Consider the following 17,183-nt stretch of genomic DNA (forward strand, 5'->3'; position numbering starts at 1 on the left):
TTATCTCAGTTTCAGGGTCGCCAGACCCACCAGCACAAAAATCACCGACAATATCCAGAAACGCACAATCACGCGCGGTTCCGGCCAGCCTTTGAGTTCGTAGTGGTGGTGAATAGGCGCCATACGGAAAATACGCTGGCCACGCAGCTTGTACGAGCCCACCTGCAGGATCACCGACAGAGTCTCCATCACAAAAATGCCGCCCATAATGAACAGCACAATTTCCTGCCGGACCAGAATGGCGATCACGCCCAGCACAGCACCTAAAGCCAAGGAACCCACGTCACCCATAAAAACCTGAGCCGGGTAAGTGTTAAACCAAAGGAAACCTAAACCTGCACCTATCAGTGCAGCACAGACCACCACCAGTTCACTGGCTTGTGGCAGGTAAGGAATATTCAGGTAAGCGGCGAAATTCACGTTACCGCTGGCATAAGCAATAATGGCAAAAGCGGCGGACACCATAATGGTCGGCACTATGGCCAGGCCATCCAGGCCATCGGTCAGGTTCACCGCATTACTGGTACCGACAATGACGAAGTAACATAAGGCGATGTACAGGAACCCCAGTTGTGGCAGCACATCTTTTAAGAAAGGCACCACCAGGCTGGTTTCAGCCGGGCGCTCAGAGGTGGCATACAGAAAAAACGCCACCACCAGCGCAAACAGCGACTGCCAGAAGTATTTCCACTTGGCGATCAGGCCTTTCGGGTCTTTGCGCACCACTTTGCGGTAATCGTCAATAAAACCAATCCAGCCGTAGCTGACCAGCACAAAAATCACCACCCAGACGTATTTGTTTTCCAGGTTGGCCCACAGCAGCACAGAGGCCAGCACTGAGCCTAAAATCAGCAGACCACCCATAGTTGGTGTGCCTTTTTTCGAGAAGTGGCTTTGTGGGCCATCATCTCGCACCGTTTGGCCTATTTGTAGTTTCTGTAAGCGGGCAATCAGCTTAGGCCCCAGATAGAGGCTCAGCATTAATGCAGTCAGAATGCCTAAGATAAACCTGAAGGTCAGGTAACTGAATACGTTAAAGGCGTTGATATACTGAGTAAGAAATTCAGCTAACCAGACTAACATGGGCGACTCTCCTGCTGACTACGTTCTAGCAAGTCCTGTACGACTAACTCCATTTTGGCGCTGCGTGATCCTTTCACCAGCACAGTGGCTTGCGGTTGCTGGTCAAGCAGCGGACCGAGTTTCTGGATCAGTTGCTGGCGGGAGCTGAAGTGCGCCCCCTGGCCATTAAATAAATCACTGGCGCTTTGTGATAACACACCCAGGGTGAATAACAGGTGAATTCCTTTTTGTTTGGCGTATAAACCCACTTCTTCGTGGTAACGCCGCGCATCCGCACCCAACTCGCCCATATCGCCAAACACCAGCACCTGATAACCCGGATAAGTGCTCAGCAAATCAATAGCGGCTTTGACCGATTCCGAGTTGGCGTTGTAAGTGTCATCAATCAATCGCAACGCTGGCGTGGCCTGGATCACATTAATGCGGCCTTTCACCGGCTTCATTGACGCCAAACCCAGCTGCACATCGGTCAGGCTGGCCCCCAGCTGCAATACGGCAGCGGCTGCCGCCAGCGCATTGGCCACATTGTGTTTGCCTGGCAGGGCCAGTTGGATCAGAATGCGGCCCTGTGGGCAGACCAGGTCAAAACCGGCACAGCCCTGTTCATTCAGCACTATGTGTTCAGCGTAAAAATCTGCTTTCTGCGTGGCGCTGAAGGTCAGTACCTTTTTATCGCCCAGCCGTTTCAGCCAATACTCAGCAAATTCGCTGTCCAGCGGCACCACGGCAGTACCGCCCGCAGGCAAAGCGCCATAAATTTCACCTTTGGCGCGGGCCACACCAAACAAATCCCCAAAGCCTTCCAGATGGGCAGCCCCCACATTGGTGATCACGGATACTGAGGGCTGAGATAAACCGGCGGTGTAGGCAATTTCGCCTAAATGGTTGGCCCCCAGTTCCATCACTGCATGGGTATGTTGGGCGGTCAAACGCAACAGGGTCAGAGGGGCACCAATATCGTTATTAAAATTGCCGGCCGTCGCCAGCACATGGCCGATGCTGCCCAGAATAGCCGCCATCATTTCTTTCACAGTGGTTTTACCGACACTGCCGGTCACAGCCACAGTTTTCGGGTTCACCCTCTGCCGTACAGCGGCCCCCAGAGCACCTAACGCCAGCCGGCAGTCTTTCACCAGAATTTGTGGCACGGCCAGATCCTGCAGCTGTTCAACCACCAAAGCAGCTGCCCCTTTGCTGACCACATCGGCGGCAAACTGATGGGCATCAAAATTTGGACCTTTCAGTGCAATAAACAAGTCACCCGGCGCAATAGCCCGGCTGTCCGTGCTGACGCTTTCAATAGCCACATCAGCGCCATGCAACTGGCCCTGAACTGCAGAGGCAATCTCTGTTGTAGTTAAGCGGATCATAATGGCGGCTCCGTAACCAGTTGCTGTACAAATGCGCGTTCGTCGTAAGGGATCACAGATGTCCCGATGATCTGATAATCTTCATGGCCTTTGCCGGCGATCAACACCAGGTCTCCGGCTTGTGTCAGACTGAATGCCTGACGGATCGCAGTTTTGCGGTCAGGAATAATCTGGTAATTCTGTTTGCGGCAACCCGCAGCAATATCGGCACAAATGGCATTCACATCTTCGGTGCGCGGGTTGTCAGCCGTAATCACCAGCTGGTCAGCCAGGCGCTCAGCAATGGCGCCCATCAAGGGTCTTTTGCCTTTATCGCGGTCACCGCCGCAGCCAAAAACCAGCCATAACTGCCCCTGTGTGTGGTTGCGGCACGCCAGCAGGCTTTGTTCCAGCGCGTCTGGCGTATGGGCATAATCGACCACCGCCATCACCTGACGTGACGCCTGATAAAACTGTTCAATACGCCCTGGCACGCTGCAAAGCTGAGTTAACGCCTGGACCACAGTCTGCAGCGCATGACCCAGCTGCAGCATCGCCGCCGCTGCTGCCAGCGCGTTCTGGACATTAAATTCGCCCAGCACCTGCAATTGCACCAGCTGCGCAGAGGTGACCCCCTGTAAACGGCTGTGCAGTACAAACTGATAACCACGAGGGGTAACAGTCAGCTCGTGATAAGCCAGATAAGCTGCATAAGACTGGCAGTCCTGCAAGCGGCCATAAGCGATGACCGGCAATGCGGTGCGGGCGGCCAGCTGACGACCGAAGTCATCAGAAACATTGATCACCGCTTTTTGCGCCAGTTCATTGGTAAATAACAAAGCTTTCGCCTCACCGTACGCCTGCATGGTGCCGTGGTAATCCAGATGATCCCGCGTCAGGTTGGTAAACACAGCCACGGCAAACTGCAGGCCAGCCACCCGTTTTTGATCCAGTGCGTGCGACGACACTTCCAGCGCCATCAGTTGACGGTCTGCCCCGGCACTTTGTGCCAGAATACGGTGTAAATCGGCTAAATGCGGTGTGGTGTTATTCAGAGGAGTCAGCTGCTGGTAATGACCATGGCCCAAAGTGCCAATCACCCCGGCGGCAATACCCAGCAGTTGCGCCAACTGATTGACAAAAATAGCAGTGCTGGACTTACCATTGGTGCCGGTCACGCCGACCAGCTGCAGCTCTGGGTGCGGGTAAAAAGCTTCAATCACTGTTGTCAGCTGAGTCATCAGCTCAGGCCAGACCAGAATGCGCGCATCCGCCACACTCACTGGCTGATTGGTCAGCACCAGCGCTGCGCCTTGCGCCAGCGCCTGCGTTATAAAGTCATTTCCATGGCGACTGGTGCCAGGCAGTGCCAGGAAGACATCGCCAGGTTGCACCTCTTTGCTGCTGACACGCAGTTCGCCCAACACCTGCTGCGCCAGAGCATCCGGAACCTGTACGGCAAAAGGAGTTAACCAGGAAGCAGCGGTATTAACCTGCATGGTGACCTCCGCTGACCTTGCTGATCCGGCTGTCATTGGCGTCTGGGGCAATATTCAGTAACTGCATGGTGGCGCCCATCACGGCACCAAAGACAGGCGCAGCCACTTCGCCGCCATAATAATAATCGCCGCTGGGCTCGTTAATAATGACCACACAAGCCAGACGGGGGTTGGAAATAGGCGCAATGCCGGCGAATGAACCTATGTAATCGTCGCTGTAGCCGCGAATACCGGCTTTTTTCGCCGTACCGGTTTTACCACCTACCCGGTAACCCGGCACCACGGCCCGTTTACCACCACCACCAGGGCCAACCACAGCCTCCAGCATAGCGGCCATATTCTCGGCGTTCTGCTCGGACAAGACCCGTTCACCGGGTGGAATTTTATCCTGTTTGATAATGGTTAAAGGCCGCAGTATGCCGCCATTGGCAATGGTGGCATACATGCGGGCCAGCTGCACCGCGTTGACGGTAAAACTGTACCCAAAAGACACTGTGGCCAACGCATGTTCGCCCCAACGTTTTTGTTCACGCAGCACTCCAGGGGTTTCACCGGTCAGGTTCAGGCCTGTTTCCTGGCCTATACCCATTTTGTAGTACATACCAAGAAACTTATCGACCGGCAAATCCAGTGCCAGACGGCTGACGCCAATATTGCTGGATTTGCGCATAATGCCGGTTAAATCCAGGTCGCCATAGCCATTAATGTCCCGTACCAGACGGCCACCAATTCGCACCGGGCCATAACCTGTGGAAATGACGGTATCCATAGTGGCAGTGCCATTTTCCAATGCCGCTAATACCGGCAGCGGTTTGATGGTGGAACCAGGTTCAAAGGTATCGGTAATGGCGCGGTTGCGGTAACGGCCTGCATCCGAGTTTTTACGGTTATTCGGGTTGTAAGACGGCGCGTTGGCCATCGCCAGTACTTCACCTGTATGCACGTCGACCACCACGACAGAACCAGAGGTGGCGCCAAACTGCAGCACAGCTTTTTTCAGCTCACGGTAAGCCACCGCCTGAATACGCTGATCGATACTCAGCTGCAGGTTTTTTGAGGCTTCGCCGTCGGTTTGTTTCAGCACTTCAATTTCACGGCCTTTGGCATCTTTACGCACCGTTTTGGTGGCCGGTTTGCCGGTCAACAATTCGTTAAACTGCCGCTCCAGGCCTTCCATGCCCTGCTCATCGACGTTGGTAAACCCCAACAGATGCGCAGTGACCTCACCGGCCGGATAATAGCGGCGCGATTCCTGTTTAAAGGCAATACCTGGAATTTTCAGTTGCCGGATATAATCCACAGTGGCTGGGCTGGCCTGACGCTGCAAATACACAAAACGTTTGTTGTCGTCTGAGCCAATTTTGTCACTGAGTTGCTGGGGAGTGATGCGCAGCATCTCGGCCAGCGCATGCCAGTGGCGTTGGTCAATTTTATTTTTATTGCGCAGCACCAGTTGCGGATCGGCCCAAATGGACTGCGAAGGCACGCTGACTGCCAGTTCTTCACCATGGCGGTCCAGGATCATGCCACGCATCGCCGCATCGGCTTTCACCCTTAAAGTGCGGGCGTCGCCTTGTTCCAGCAGCATTTCAGGTTCAATCACCTGCAGGTAAGCGGAGCGGATCACCAAGGCGCTGAATACCCCCAGTAATGCCACTATTACAAAAGCAAAACGCCAACTGATCACAGCTGGCTGTTGGTTCTTCTTCGCCTGGCGTTTTGGCACTGCGGCTTTGGCGGGCTTTTTGATCATTGCTGCACCACCACTTCCTGCGCCCCGTAGGGTCGTACCATATTCAGCTGATTTGCAGCTATATCCTCCACCCGGCTGTGTTCAGCCAGAGCGCGCTGTTCGACCAACAGATTGCGCCATTCCATTTCCAGGCTGTCCCGTTGCTGTAACAGCTTGTCTTCGGTCATGGTCAGCTGGCGGTTCATATGGGTGAATTCCACCACGGCCAGAGCAGACCCCAAACATGCCAGGATCAGCGTAATCACCAGCTTGTGACGCCAGATATCGACCAGGATCAGACGGTTCAGTTTAATGGCGCTCATGCGGTACGCTCCGCTATCCGCAGCACGGCACTGCGGGCACGGACGTTCTGCGCCAGTTCCTGCTCAGACGGCATAATGGCTTTACCAATCAGTTTCAGCGGCGTATGGCGTTTCAGCTGCTCTTCGGTTAATGGCAGCCCTTTGGGGATGGCCGGGCCTTTGCTGTACAGACGCATAAACTGTTTCACCAGCCGGTCTTCCAGCGAGTGAAAACTGATCACCGTCAGGCGGCCACCTGGTTTCAATACTGTCAGCGCGGCTTCCAATGCAGTTTTCACCTGCTCCAGCTCACTGTTGATATAAATGCGGATGCCCTGAAAACTGCGGGTGGCCGGATGTTTTTTCTCTTTGGCACTTTTCGGCACCACAGCGCTAATCAGGCTGGCCAGCTGAGCAGTGCGGGTAAAAGGGGTTTCGTCACGTTTTTCGACTATGGCATTGGCAATACGCCAGGCGAATTTTTCTTCACCGTATTCGCGCAATACAAAGCTGATTTCTTCCACATCGGCTTTGGCCAGCCAGTCGGCGGCAGACAAACCACTGGTCGGGTCCATCCGCATATCCAGCGGGCCATCCCGCATAAAACTGAAACCACGCTCGGCATCGTCCAGCTGCGGCGATGACACGCCTAAATCCAATAAAATGCCATCGACCTGCCCAGTGATTTGCTGCTGTTCCGCAATAGCGGCCAGCTCAGCAAAAGCGCTGTGCGTAATATGAAAACGCGGGTCAGTGGCAAAGGCTTTGGCGGCTTCAATGGCCGTCGGGTCACGGTCAATGGCAAAAAGCCGGCCCTTGTCAGACAGTTTGGATAAGATCACCTTGCTGTGGCCACCGCGGCCAAAGGTGCCGTCCAGGTAAATCCCGTCTGGTTTGATGGCTAATCCGTCTATGGTCTCGGCCAATAACACGGAAATGTGGGCGCTTTGATCCATCAGAGTACAAAGTCCTGCAGCCGTTCTGAGATTTCGGCGTCGGCTGGCAACTCGCGTTCAAGGGCCATGTCGTCAGCCACCCGGCGATTCCAGATCTCTTCGTCCCAAATCTCAAATTTGTTCAATTGACCGACAAGTCGGATGTTTTTGCTTAAATTGGCGTGACTTCTCAGCGGTGCCGGCAATAAAATGCGGCCGCTTTTATCCATGTCACAGTCGGACGCATGACCGATCAGTAAACGTTTGAAACGCAATTCCTGGGCATTTTGGTTAGACAGCCGTTGCAGTTGCTCTGCCACCTCTTCCCATTCCGGTAGCGGATACAACAAAAGACAGGGATCTTTAATATGGATGGTGCAGACCATGGCACCATTAGCATCGGCAAAAAGGCTGTCACGGTAGCGCGTTGGCAGCGCTAACCGTCCCTTCTCATCCAATGTTAATGAAAACGAGCCACGAAACATTTTTCATCCCACTTGTTGTTGTCAGATCCGTGAATTTGATCCACAAATACCCACAATTCTCCACTAGCAGACAGTTTAGGGCTGTGAATCAAAGCTTGTCAAGGCAAAAACCATGTGAAGCGATCGGCGCGGATCCAGTAAAAATGCGGCTTAGCGCGAAGATCCTGATTTGTGTGGGGAAAAGTGGAAGAAAAAAACGTAAAAAAACACCCAAATCTGACAGGATAAAACGCGTAACCATCAATTTCAGACCAATTCCATCCTGCCTGCGACCGGCGTGCCGGCCTTTTTGCTACACCACTAAAAGAATGAAAATTTAAGTGACTGATTTTATTTATGAATGTTAGATGAACCCCATAAATCTCAGCGCCAGCTGAGACAAAAACTCTCTGCCAGACTGAACCGCAGCAATCAGATAAAAAGCAGAAAAATTAGCAGAAAGCTTACAGAAAAAACGTAAGCAACCACTAACATTTGTTATTTTTAAAGATTATTGAAGTAAGCAAGCACTTACATGAAGAAAGTTAACGTTGCCCTGAAGCAGGCCGCTGCAGACTGAAGACTTCAGCAGCCACCCGGCTGTAGTCTGCGCCCCCCAAACGACTGATCAGATCCAGCTTTTGCGGATCGGGCCGCCCCTGCGCATTCAGCACCAGCGGGTTCAGATAAAGCGACTGCACTTCCAGCAAAATCAGCTCGCAGGACGGCTGAGCCGCCGGATAAGGTTGCAGCTGCGCCAGAGAGCACTCAAAGGCCGCTGGCGCCAGTTCCAGCCGGGGTACCGCGACTTTGGCCGACGCCACTGTCGTCAATCCGGTCAATGCCAATTCGCTTTCATCCGCAGGTAAGGCTGCTGCTGTTTGATTCATGGCATCAATTAAGGCGTAGGGCACCAGATTAATCACACACTCACCTGTCGCTTCAATATTCAGGCTGGTGTCTTTTCTGCCTCCGCCCGGTTTATGCTGAGTGGCGATCATCAGCGTTGGTGGCTGGTCGGTCACCATCTGGAAAAAACTAAAGGGTGCCAGGTTCAATACACCGGCTTTGGAATAACTGCTGACCCAGGCGATAGGCCTTGGGATCACCAGACTGGTCAGCAAGCGGTAGCAATCCAGCGCTTCGAGACTTTTCACATCAATCAGCATCAGGCCACTCCTGCGATCAGCAAACCTGACAGGGCAGAGAGCGCAATCACCCGCATCACCTCTTGTTTAAAGCGGAACAGCAATAACGCTGAGATCAACGCTATCGCCAAAGCCCACAGGTCCACCCCCTGCACTAAGCCAGCTGAATCCCCTTGCGGCCACAAGGTGTGCCAGGCAAAAAACAGTGCCAGATTGACAATCACCCCCACCACTGCGGCACTGACGGCAGTCAGTGGGCCTGTCAGTTGCCATTGCCCGACCGACGACTCCACCAGCGGACCTCCTGCCAGAATAAAAATAAAGGACGGCAAAAAAGTAAACCAGGTGACCAGCACAGCCGCTGTGACTCCTGCGAGCAGCATCTGCTCAGGCCCAAAGCTGGCCTGCAGATAAGCGCCGACAAAGGCCACAAAGACCACTACCATAATCAGCGGGCCCGGTGTGGTTTCTCCCAACGCCAGACCATCCATCATCTGGCCCGGCGTCAGCCAGCCAAATTTATCCACAGCGCCCTGATAGACATAAGGCAGCACTGCATAAGCCCCACCAAAGGTCAGCAAAGCCGCTTTGGTAAAAAACCAGCTCATTTGCGTCAGTTGATGCTGCCAGCCCAGGCTTAGTGTCAGCGCCCCCATAGGCAATGCCCAAAGCAGCACACCACAGCAAAACACCAGACTAAAACGGCTCCAGCGAAACAAGGCATGAGCAGGGGTTGGCGTGTTGTCGTCAATCAAAGCCGGGCCATAACTTTTCTGCGCGCTTGTGTGTGCACTGCCGGAAAAAGCCGCTGGGACCAGTTTACTGCCAATAAAACCAATAATGGCCGCAGACAATACAATCAGCGGAAAGGGCAACTTTAACGCAAAAATAGCGACAAAAGCCGCCGTAGCTATAGCCCAAAGCAGCGGATGCTTCATCACCCGCCCGCCGATCCGCCAGGCCGCATGCAGCACTATGGCCGCTATCGCAGGTTTAATGCCATAAAAAATACCGGCCACCCAGGGATGTTCGCCATAGACCAGATAAGCCCAGGACAGCAGCACCAGCAATACTAACGAAGGCAGAATAAATAACAGCCCGGCGACAATACCGCCCAGGGTACGGTGCATCAGCCAGCCTAAATAAGTGGCGAGCTGCTGCGCCTCAGGCCCGGGCAGCAGCATGCAATAATTCAGCGCATGCAAAAACCGGCCTTCGCTGATCCAGCGCCTTTTTTCCACCAGCTCCTGATGCATAATGGCAATTTGCCCGGCCGGCCCACCAAAGCTGATACAGCCCAGCTTTAACCAGAACCTGAAGGCTTGCCAAAAGGGGATGGCTGTTGTGAGCTGTTTCATTTTTTTCCTGCCTAAAAACGTTGCAAGCTCCAGCCTACCAAACCGGGCATGCCACAACCAGCCAAAGTGATTGAATTAACGTCACTTCTGCTACAGCTGTGGGTTAGAAATCCGGCTGGACGTGAAAAAAAATGCTGATTATTATTTCTCTATGCCAAAGGAGTGAACCTTGAGTCACTCCCTCTTTCTTCGTTGCCCCACCCGATGCAACCGAAGTCAGCTATCTGGCCTGAACAATAACAATAAATCTGGCCGCCTGATCCCAGTGCTTTGCTCAGGGATAAAGGCATAAGCCCTATCAGAGGGAAACACTATGACATCCATCATCAAACTGGGCGCAATGCTCGTTATTTCCATTGTTCTCACAGGTTGCGCCGCCGAAGCAAAGTTGGGTAAAGCCGATGTGTCAGGATTTAATGCAGCCAATGCCACTGTGCAGGTGGAGTACAGCATCCCCTCAGATGCAGAACTCACAGCCGAAGAAATGACTGAACAACAACAGCTGCGCCTGACGGAAATTCAGGATTTATTAAAACTGCATGGCTTCAAACCAGTCTCTGAAGGCAACAGCAACTTCAAAATCAAAATCAGCGAGGGCCCTGTCGAAGAAATTACCGGCGAATGGGCTGGTGCTTTGGGCGCCAATGCGGTGATCTTCACATTAGGGGTCGTACCGGCCATTTTCAGCTATCGAACACGGATCCACTATGAATTGTGGGCAGGACCGGAACAGCTGCATAAGATTGACACGCCAGCAGAATGGGATGAAGCCATAGGTTTAATTTCCGTTTCATCCACTCTCAGTGGTGCCGATGCCGCCCGCTCCAAAGCCCGCACAGAAGCCCATGACAGCGTACTGCGGTTGTGGATTGAGCAAGGTTCTTTTGAATGAAATCGGTGCAGCGCACAATACGGCCACTGCTCATCTGCCTGGCACTGCTGATAACCCCCTGGCTAAGCAACGCAGGTCGCTATCAGCCTGACAACCAATGGTTGCAGGATATCAGGACAGCAACTCCCTTTCTGCCCTACCGGCTGGGTGTGGTTGAGTTTAAAGATGGCCACAGCGACGAGTGGCTGGAGTATATGGGCGATTTGCGGGCTGTATTAAAAGCCAGTAACTTCTTTCAGTCATCACAGGCACCGCGGCTGAAGCTTCAGATAGAACGTGGTTATCAGGCTGGTGATGTGGACGAAGATGGCTGTAAAACTACGGCGGGTCGCCTGGCTCTAACCTACAGGTTTTTTGACGCTGGCAAGGAGATCAGCCGCTTTTCCATCACCACTCAGGCGCCCGTTGATGGCGATAGTAATGATTTTGATGCCGCCATGGCCGGGAATCTGAAATACCTGCTGTTGGAACTGCGAAAAAAACAGGGGGATGCAGCATTTGATACAAAGGCGGCCAGTCTGGCCAACGCCGTAGCACAACAACTGAGCGGAGGTTCCAGCTTTGGCTGCACAGTCGGTGTTGCCCTGGCCAATGGTTTTGTGGCGACAGTTGAAGGCACCATGGATGTTGTCGCAGGTATGGGCGAGGTGGCCGGAGCCGCGTTGGAAGTTGCTGCCAGTCCCGAATTCCAGAATACCTTAAACGCTGAAATGGCGCACTATCAGGCACAACAAGCGCAACAAACCGCCTATCTGAATGACTTGCAGGCACAAGCCAATGCTCAGGCTGAAGCACAGCACCGCCAGCAGCAGGCAGAACAACAAGCTGAGCAACAGGCACAGGCGGCCCAAAAGCAGGCCGGTCGCGAGGCGCTGGCCAAACAATTGGCAGATGGTATTGCCTACCGCAACCTGCAGATGTCCAAAACCACAGACCCTGCCACCTTGCAGCAGCTCAAACGCGATAACGATGCCGCCATGCAGGCAGCACAGCAAATAGGCATGTACAGTCAGGTGGATAGCATGGCAACCCAAGGCACTCAGGCTGGTTATGACGAGGCCCGGGCTCAACGAACTGCCGATGAGCAGGCCGAAAAACAACAGCTGGCTGCCGAACGGCTTGAGCGGGAGCAGCAACAACGTGAGCAAGAGGCCGCACAACGGGCAGAGCAACAACGGCTGGCCGCAGAAAAAGCAGCGCAAGAGCGGGCTGAACGCCAAAGGCAATTGCAACAAGAAGCCGAAGAGCGGCGTCTGGCCGCTGAACGTGCTGAACAGCAGAAAAAACAGGCATGGAGTAACTGGCTGGCGGTATATAAACGCAGCATCCGTCTTGGCGCCAAACAATGTGATGGCAAAGACAAACCCTACCGCCTGATCGGTGACCGGCCTTCCAACCCATTGCCAAAAGAAATTAACTATTACTCGTCTTGCATCTCAGTGCACTACGAAGCCCGCTGCCCGGGCACACCGCGAGGATCAGGCCTGCGCAGTACGCAATATAACTTCACGGGTATGGGTTTAGGTTGTTTGTCAGCAGAATCATTAATGCCGCAGCGTCTGGCTTGTAAGGACGATGCCGTGATAGTTGAGACGCTGGATGTGACAGGCTGCGGCGGATAAATAAATATAAGGCAGACCCGGTCACTGCATCTGCGCAGTGGCTGTGGTCTGGCTCAACAAAGTGAAAAAGTGTGAGTCGGCCCGATAAGCCGGGTTCTGTCGTGGACAATCATTCCTCTAGGACGTACGTCACCATACGCCTCCAGCAACCTACCCGCCCCCAACGCGGGCCACGCCAAAGGGGGCCTATTTGGTCTTGCTCCGGGTGGAGTTTACCGTGCCACGAACTGTTACCAGTCGCGCGGTGCGCTCTTACCGCACCCTTTCACCCTTACCTGATCCCGCAAGCGGGCCATCGGCGGTTTGCTCTCTGTTGCACTGGTCGTAGGCTCGCGCCTCCCAGGCGTTACCTGGCACCCTGCCCTATGGAGCCCGGACTTTCCTCCCCCTGCTTACGCAGGCAGCGATTGTCTGGGCCAACTCACGGCGCGCATTATACCCTTCTTCCCCGAAGCTGCAAGGTGGTTGACCACACAGCAGCAACACCTGATAAAACCGGGCGGAGTAAACTACCGCCCCTACATCCCGGTCCAGCTGAGCCCCAGTTTATACAAGGCGTTTTTCTTTTCGCCGTGAATTTCTGCTGTTAAAGCTGCGGCTTTTTTCAGGGGTAATTCACTCATTAAGAGTTTCAGAGTTTGCTGGGCCGCAGGGTTAATGTCTTCTTCAGCGGCCAGAGTCGGCGCTATCATCAGCACCATTTCGCCCTGACAACGGGCTGGGTCTTCATCTAACCAGGCTGTAATTTCTGCTGCTGTACCATAAACAAAGTTTTCAAAAGTCTTCGTCAGCTCTTTGGCCAAAACCAGTTCACGTTCAACACCAAACACCTTCACTACATCTTCTAAACAATCTTTAATACGACGCGCTGTTTCATAACAAATTAAAGTACCCACGCCTTGTGGAATAGCGCTTAGCACATTCTGACGTTGCTGACTTTTGGCGGGTAAAAAGCCGATAAAATGGAATTTGTCTGTAGGTAAACCTGCACAGCACAAAGCGCTGATTAAAGCGCAGGGGCCAGGAATTGGCACCACACGCACCCCAGCGTCACGGCATAAACGCACCAGGCTATAGCCTGGGTCGCTAATCAGCGGCGTACCCGCATCGGAAATCAAGGCAACATCTTCACCGGCCTGCAATTTTTGCAATAACGTGGCTGCCCGTTGTTTTTCATTGTGGTCATGCAGCGCCAGCATGCGTGCTGATATGCCCAAATGGCTCAGCAATTTTCCGCTGTGTCTGGTGTCTTCTGCCGCCACCCAGGCTACTTTGCTTAAGGTCTGAATAGCCCGCTGGCTGATGTCATCCAGGTTGCCGATCGGCGTGGCAACTATATAGAGGTGTCCGATTTGTTGGGTCATAATTTGTGAATTCATTGAGCTTGGGCCCGGCTCTTTGTAAGATACCCGCATTCAAAGCCTCATTGTACCTGTGCATTGTGAAAAGCAGCAAACTCAAGCCCTTATTTCTGTTGACCGCCAGCCTGGCCCTGACCGCCTGCAGTTCCACTCCGGCGCCTTCGCCTGTGAAAGCAGTTCAGCCCGAGCTGAAAGCCAAAGTAGAAGTACAACCCGAACCGGACGTTGAAGTGGCGCCACTGACACAATCGCTGTCGGCCAGTGAGTTCCTGCAACAGGCCGAACAAAGTCAGGGCACAGAACAGCAGCAGGAGCTATTGCAGGCCGCCCGGGCTAACCTGCAACAAGGCCAGGTCGATCAGGCGCTGGCTATCCATCAGGTGCTGCAACAACAGGCAGACAGCAGCATTATGCAGCAGAACCTGCTGCCCTGGTTTGAAGCCCTGCTGGCCAGAGGCCAGCATCAGGACATTCAGCAATTTATCCAGCAGTTTCCATTGAACCAGTTCCATCTGGCCGATCAGCAGCTGTATCTGCAGAAGCAGGCACAGTACTGGACAGAGCGGCAGGAACCGAAAAAAGCCGTTGCCGCTTACCTGCAGTTGTTGCAGTTAGTGCCCACAGACCAAAGCAGCCAACTGGCTTTATGGCAACAACTTGGCCTGTTGACACCTCAGCAGCTGCAGCAACTGGCTCAGAGCAATGATAAAGCAGCGCAGGGCTGGGCCTCTTTGCTGCAAATCCATCAGCGGTTGCTCGGCGATCTGCCAGCCTTACAGGCTGAATTGCAAAACTGGCAAAGCAGCTTCAGCACCCTGCCCGCTCTGGCGCAATTGCCGGCCGAAATTCAGCAGCTGAGCCTGGTACAGGGTTACAACCCTCAGACCATTGCCGTGTTATTGCCTTTTAACAGCAATTTTCGCCAGCATGCCGAGGCCATTCAGCAGGGGTTGCTGGCTGCATCAGTCAACCACCCGGCACGACTGCTGTTTCTGGACAGCACCCTGAGCCCGGCTGAGCTGAAGCTACAGATGCAGCAGCAACAGGTTGAATTTGTTATTGGCCCTTTACTGAAAGAACAGGTTGACAGCCTGGCCAATGACCCGGACTGGACCTGGCCTACTTTGTTTTTGAACAGCCGCACTGAACAGATAGCCCCTGCTGAGCAGAAATACTACTTCGCTTTAAGCGTTGAAGATGAAGCGCACCAGATGGCGCAATGGTTCCAGCACAAAGGCTACAAACAGCCGGTGCTGATGGCAAGCCGCAACCCGCTGAGCCAGCGGATGGTCAACCAGTTCAGCCGCGACTGGCAGCAAATCACAGGCAAAGCCCCTGAGACCTATTGGGTGACGGATATGGCCTCGATGGAAAGCACCATCAAACAACTGCTGGAAACCGCAGCCAGCGAACAGCGCATTCAAGAAATTGAGCGTTTAAGCGGCCAGGATGTGCGCGCTGAAACCCACAGCCGTCAGGACATAGACGCCATTTATCTGTTGGCCGACCCGGCTCAGACCCGAATGTTGAAGCCCTTTATTGATGTGTCTGTGGCGCCAGCCGCTATCAGCCTGCCCATTTATGCCAGCTCGCGCAGTCATCAGAAATCGGCGGAGCTGACAGACAGGCGCGACCTGCTGAATTTAACTTTTACCGAAATGCCCTGGATGCTAAGCCAACAGCAACAGCAGGCGCTGCGTGAGCAATACAACACGTTGTTTCCGCAACAGGACGAAACCCTGCAACGGTTGTTTGCCATGGGTTTTGATGCCTTCCAGCTGGTCTTTAAACTCAAACAACAGCAGCAGTTTCCGGCCTTGCCACACAGGGGCCTGACCGGCGACTTACGTCTGGCAGCCGATGGCCAGATTCAGCGCCAGTTAACGCTGGGCAAATACAGTAAGACCAGTTTACAAAGCCTGGATCAGCCTTAAATGAACCAGCAACGCGGCCAGCTTTACGAAGAACAGGCTCTGCGTTATCTGGAACAACAGGGGTTGTCCTTGCTGGAGCGGAACTACCGCACCAGCCTTGGGGAACTGGATTTAGTGATGCAGGAAGGCAGCTGTACTGTGTTTGTCGAAGTGAAATTCCGCCAGTCGCGTGCCTTTGGAGGTGGCGTGGCAGCTGTCACCCACGCCAAACAGCAAAAGCTGCGCCGCGCGGCGGCCCTGTATTTACAGCAGCATGGCCAGTGCCATTGCCGCTTTGACGTGATCGCCATTGGCGCGGACCCGGCGGATATCCGCTGGGTAAAAAACGCCTTTTAGGACCAGGAACCCATGCAGGACCATATTAAGCAGTTATTTACCGAAAATATTCAGACCATGATCGCCACAGGCGAAGCATTGGCCGCCCCGATAGAAAATGCGGCAGTGTCGATAGTGAACTGCCTGATCAATGGTGGCAAAGTAGTCTGTTGCGGTGAAGGTGCTTCGGCGGCGCTCGCCAGTCATTTTTCACAACTACTGCTGGATCAGTTTGAAGCTGAGCGTCCTTGTTTACCGGCTTTTGCATTGGTCAGCCAAAGCAGTGCGCTGCAGCCGGATAATCAGGCTAAACCTGAACACCTGGCTCGTCAGGTGCGGGCTATAGGCCAGGCCGGTGATGTGCTGGTCGTTATTTCAATGACTGGCGAAGAGCACAGCCTGATCAAAGCGGTGGAAGCAGCCCTGACCCAGGATATGGCTGTGGTGGCATTGACAGTCGACAGCAGCGGCGAGTTGTCCGGTTTATTGGGGCCACAGGATACTGAACTGCGGGTACCGGCACACAGGCCAGCCCGGGTGTTTGAATGTTACAGCTTTTTATTGCATGCGATCTGCGAGCTGATCGACATGACCTTATTCCCACAACAAGAGGATTACTGATGATGTTCCGTATCACAGCTTTAGTGTTAGTTGCCTGGTTAGTACAGGGGTGTGCAGCGGCGGTGTTGGCCGGTGGCGCCACTGCCGTCACCTCAGCAGGCGACCCTCGCACCCTGGGCAGCCAAATCGACGATAAAACCATAGTACTGCGGGCATCCAAAGCACTGGATCAAGACCCTGTCACTAAAAAAACCGGCAATATCAATATCACCAGTTATAACGGTATTGTGCTGCTCACTGGCCAGGTGCCGAATAATGGCGTACGTGAACAAGCGGCAGAGCTGGTGCGGGTCGATGGGGTGCGCGACGTGCATAACCAAATCCGGGTGGGCAGTGAAGTGACCTTTGGTACCGCCAGTCAGGATGCTTGGATCACCACCCGCGTCAAAACCAAATTTCTGGCTGACGAAGCGGTGAATGCGATGAATATTAAAATTGTCACCGAAAACGGTGAAGTCTTTCTGATGGGTCTGGTCAGCGAAGAGGAAGCCAATAAAGCCGTTAACCTGGCCCGAAATGTGGACGGTGTAGCCCGCGTCATTAAAGCCTTTGAATACAAACAATAAAG

At 53.7% G+C, this 17,183-nt stretch carries 16 protein-coding genes and 1 other RNA gene; 6 read left to right on the plus strand and 11 right to left on the minus strand.

The window, feature by feature from the left end:
* From mraY to chrA, 9 genes are all read right to left on the minus strand, one after another.
* On the minus strand, positions 1-1,083 hold the full coding sequence (gene mraY / locus WKJ03_RS06470; protein WP_337841359.1) for a phospho-N-acetylmuramoyl-pentapeptide-transferase: 1,083 nt from the start codon (positions 1,081-1,083) through the stop codon (positions 1-3).
* Positions 1,077-2,453 (minus strand): UDP-N-acetylmuramoyl-tripeptide--D-alanyl-D-alanine ligase, encoded by a 1,377-nt coding sequence (gene murF / locus WKJ03_RS06475; RefSeq protein WP_337841360.1) that lies wholly within the window; start codon positions 2,451-2,453, stop codon positions 1,077-1,079. The genes mraY and murF overlap by 7 nt, the downstream gene beginning before the upstream one ends.
* Positions 2,450-3,931 (minus strand): UDP-N-acetylmuramoyl-L-alanyl-D-glutamate--2,6-diaminopimelate ligase, encoded by a 1,482-nt coding sequence (locus WKJ03_RS06480; RefSeq protein WP_337841361.1) that lies wholly within the window; start codon positions 3,929-3,931, stop codon positions 2,450-2,452. Before WKJ03_RS06480 ends, murF begins: the two co-directional genes overlap by 4 nt.
* The gene (locus WKJ03_RS06485) at positions 3,921-5,684 is read right to left on the minus strand and encodes a penicillin-binding transpeptidase domain-containing protein (RefSeq protein WP_337841362.1); all 1,764 of its coding nucleotides are present in this window, start codon (positions 5,682-5,684) and stop codon (positions 3,921-3,923) included. Before WKJ03_RS06485 ends, WKJ03_RS06480 begins: the two co-directional genes overlap by 11 nt.
* Entirely contained in the window at positions 5,681-5,986 is a 306-nt protein-coding gene (ftsL, locus tag WKJ03_RS06490) for a cell division protein FtsL (protein WP_337841363.1), read from the minus strand. Before ftsL ends, WKJ03_RS06485 begins: the two co-directional genes overlap by 4 nt.
* Positions 5,983-6,921 carry a 16S rRNA (cytosine(1402)-N(4))-methyltransferase RsmH gene (rsmH, locus tag WKJ03_RS06495; protein WP_337841364.1) on the minus strand — a complete coding sequence of 313 codons (939 nt, stop codon included), beginning with the start codon at positions 6,919-6,921 and terminating at the stop codon, positions 5,983-5,985. The genes ftsL and rsmH overlap by 4 nt, the downstream gene beginning before the upstream one ends.
* Positions 6,921-7,385, minus strand: coding sequence for a division/cell wall cluster transcriptional repressor MraZ (mraZ, locus tag WKJ03_RS06500; protein WP_337841365.1), 465 nt, complete (start codon positions 7,383-7,385; stop codon positions 6,921-6,923). Before mraZ ends, rsmH begins: the two co-directional genes overlap by 1 nt.
* 524 nt (positions 7,386-7,909) lie before the next feature.
* A complete protein-coding gene (locus WKJ03_RS06505; protein WP_337841366.1) occupies positions 7,910-8,533 on the minus strand; it encodes a flavin reductase family protein in 624 nt (207 codons plus the stop codon).
* Complete coding sequence (gene chrA, locus WKJ03_RS06510) at positions 8,533-9,870, minus strand: chromate efflux transporter (RefSeq protein WP_337841367.1); 1,338 nt, start codon at positions 9,868-9,870, stop codon at positions 8,533-8,535. The genes WKJ03_RS06505 and chrA overlap by 1 nt, the downstream gene beginning before the upstream one ends.
* 313 nt (positions 9,871-10,183) lie before the next feature.
* Between chrA and WKJ03_RS06515 the strand changes: the two genes are divergently transcribed.
* On the plus strand, positions 10,184-10,762 hold the full coding sequence (locus tag WKJ03_RS06515) for a hypothetical protein (RefSeq protein WP_337841368.1): 579 nt from the start codon (positions 10,184-10,186) through the stop codon (positions 10,760-10,762).
* A complete protein-coding gene (locus WKJ03_RS06520; RefSeq protein ID WP_337841369.1) occupies positions 10,759-12,384 on the plus strand; it encodes a hypothetical protein in 1,626 nt (541 codons plus the stop codon). The genes WKJ03_RS06515 and WKJ03_RS06520 overlap by 4 nt, the downstream gene beginning before the upstream one ends.
* A 69-nt stretch (positions 12,385-12,453) precedes the next feature.
* Here the strand turns inward: WKJ03_RS06520 and rnpB are convergent.
* Positions 12,454-12,807, minus strand: an RNA gene (gene rnpB / locus WKJ03_RS06525) — RNase P RNA component class A.
* 95 nt (positions 12,808-12,902) lie between these two features.
* Positions 12,903-13,748, minus strand: coding sequence for a 16S rRNA (cytidine(1402)-2'-O)-methyltransferase (gene rsmI / locus WKJ03_RS06530; protein ID WP_337841712.1), 846 nt, complete (start codon positions 13,746-13,748; stop codon positions 12,903-12,905).
* Positions 13,749-13,825: 77 nt separating this feature from the next.
* Here rsmI and WKJ03_RS06535 point away from each other — a divergent pair, with 77 nt between their 5' ends.
* Genes WKJ03_RS06535 through dolP form a run of 4 tightly spaced genes read left to right on the plus strand, consistent with a single transcriptional unit; the run spans position 13,826 to position 17,181 of the window.
* A complete protein-coding gene (locus WKJ03_RS06535; protein WP_337841370.1) occupies positions 13,826-15,679 on the plus strand; it encodes a penicillin-binding protein activator in 1,854 nt (617 codons plus the stop codon).
* Positions 15,680-16,015 (plus strand): YraN family protein, encoded by a 336-nt coding sequence (locus tag WKJ03_RS06540; RefSeq protein WP_337841371.1) that lies wholly within the window; start codon positions 15,680-15,682, stop codon positions 16,013-16,015.
* 12 nt (positions 16,016-16,027) lie between these two features.
* Positions 16,028-16,615 (plus strand): SIS domain-containing protein, encoded by a 588-nt coding sequence (locus WKJ03_RS06545; protein ID WP_337841372.1) that lies wholly within the window; start codon positions 16,028-16,030, stop codon positions 16,613-16,615.
* Positions 16,615-17,181, plus strand: coding sequence for a division/outer membrane stress-associated lipid-binding lipoprotein (dolP, locus tag WKJ03_RS06550; protein ID WP_337841373.1), 567 nt, complete (start codon positions 16,615-16,617; stop codon positions 17,179-17,181). The genes WKJ03_RS06545 and dolP overlap by 1 nt, the downstream gene beginning before the upstream one ends.
* Positions 17,182-17,183 lie beyond the last annotated feature (2 nt).

This window comes from Rheinheimera sp., assembly GCF_037442525.1.
GTDB lineage: Bacteria > Pseudomonadota > Gammaproteobacteria > Enterobacterales > Alteromonadaceae > Pararheinheimera.

Bases quoted from the DNA above. Each gene is read 5' to 3' on its own strand.
- mraY (WP_337841359.1), bottom strand. From the start codon at position 1,083: ATGTTAGTCTGGTTAGCTGAATTTCTTACTCAGTATATCAACGCCTTT.
- murF (WP_337841360.1), bottom strand. From the start codon at position 2,453: ATGATCCGCTTAACTACAACAGAGATTGCCTCTGCAGTTCAGGGCCAG.
- WKJ03_RS06480 (WP_337841361.1), bottom strand. From the start codon at position 3,931: ATGCAGGTTAATACCGCTGCTTCCTGGTTAACTCCTTTTGCCGTACAG.
- WKJ03_RS06485 (WP_337841362.1), bottom strand. From the start codon at position 5,684: ATGATCAAAAAGCCCGCCAAAGCCGCAGTGCCAAAACGCCAGGCGAAG.
- ftsL (WP_337841363.1), bottom strand. From the start codon at position 5,986: ATGAGCGCCATTAAACTGAACCGTCTGATCCTGGTCGATATCTGGCGT.
- rsmH (WP_337841364.1), bottom strand. From the start codon at position 6,921: ATGGATCAAAGCGCCCACATTTCCGTGTTATTGGCCGAGACCATAGAC.
- mraZ (WP_337841365.1), bottom strand. From the start codon at position 7,385: ATGTTTCGTGGCTCGTTTTCATTAACATTGGATGAGAAGGGACGGTTA.
- WKJ03_RS06505 (WP_337841366.1), bottom strand. From the start codon at position 8,533: ATGCTGATTGATGTGAAAAGTCTCGAAGCGCTGGATTGCTACCGCTTG.
- chrA (WP_337841367.1), bottom strand. From the start codon at position 9,870: ATGAAACAGCTCACAACAGCCATCCCCTTTTGGCAAGCCTTCAGGTTC.
- WKJ03_RS06515 (WP_337841368.1), top strand. From the start codon at position 10,184: ATGACATCCATCATCAAACTGGGCGCAATGCTCGTTATTTCCATTGTT.
- WKJ03_RS06520 (WP_337841369.1), top strand. From the start codon at position 10,759: ATGAAATCGGTGCAGCGCACAATACGGCCACTGCTCATCTGCCTGGCA.
- rsmI (WP_337841712.1), bottom strand. From the start codon at position 13,748: ATGACCCAACAAATCGGACACCTCTATATAGTTGCCACGCCGATCGGC.
- WKJ03_RS06540 (WP_337841371.1), top strand. From the start codon at position 15,680: ATGAACCAGCAACGCGGCCAGCTTTACGAAGAACAGGCTCTGCGTTAT.
- WKJ03_RS06545 (WP_337841372.1), top strand. From the start codon at position 16,028: ATGCAGGACCATATTAAGCAGTTATTTACCGAAAATATTCAGACCATG.
- dolP (WP_337841373.1), top strand. From the start codon at position 16,615: ATGATGTTCCGTATCACAGCTTTAGTGTTAGTTGCCTGGTTAGTACAG.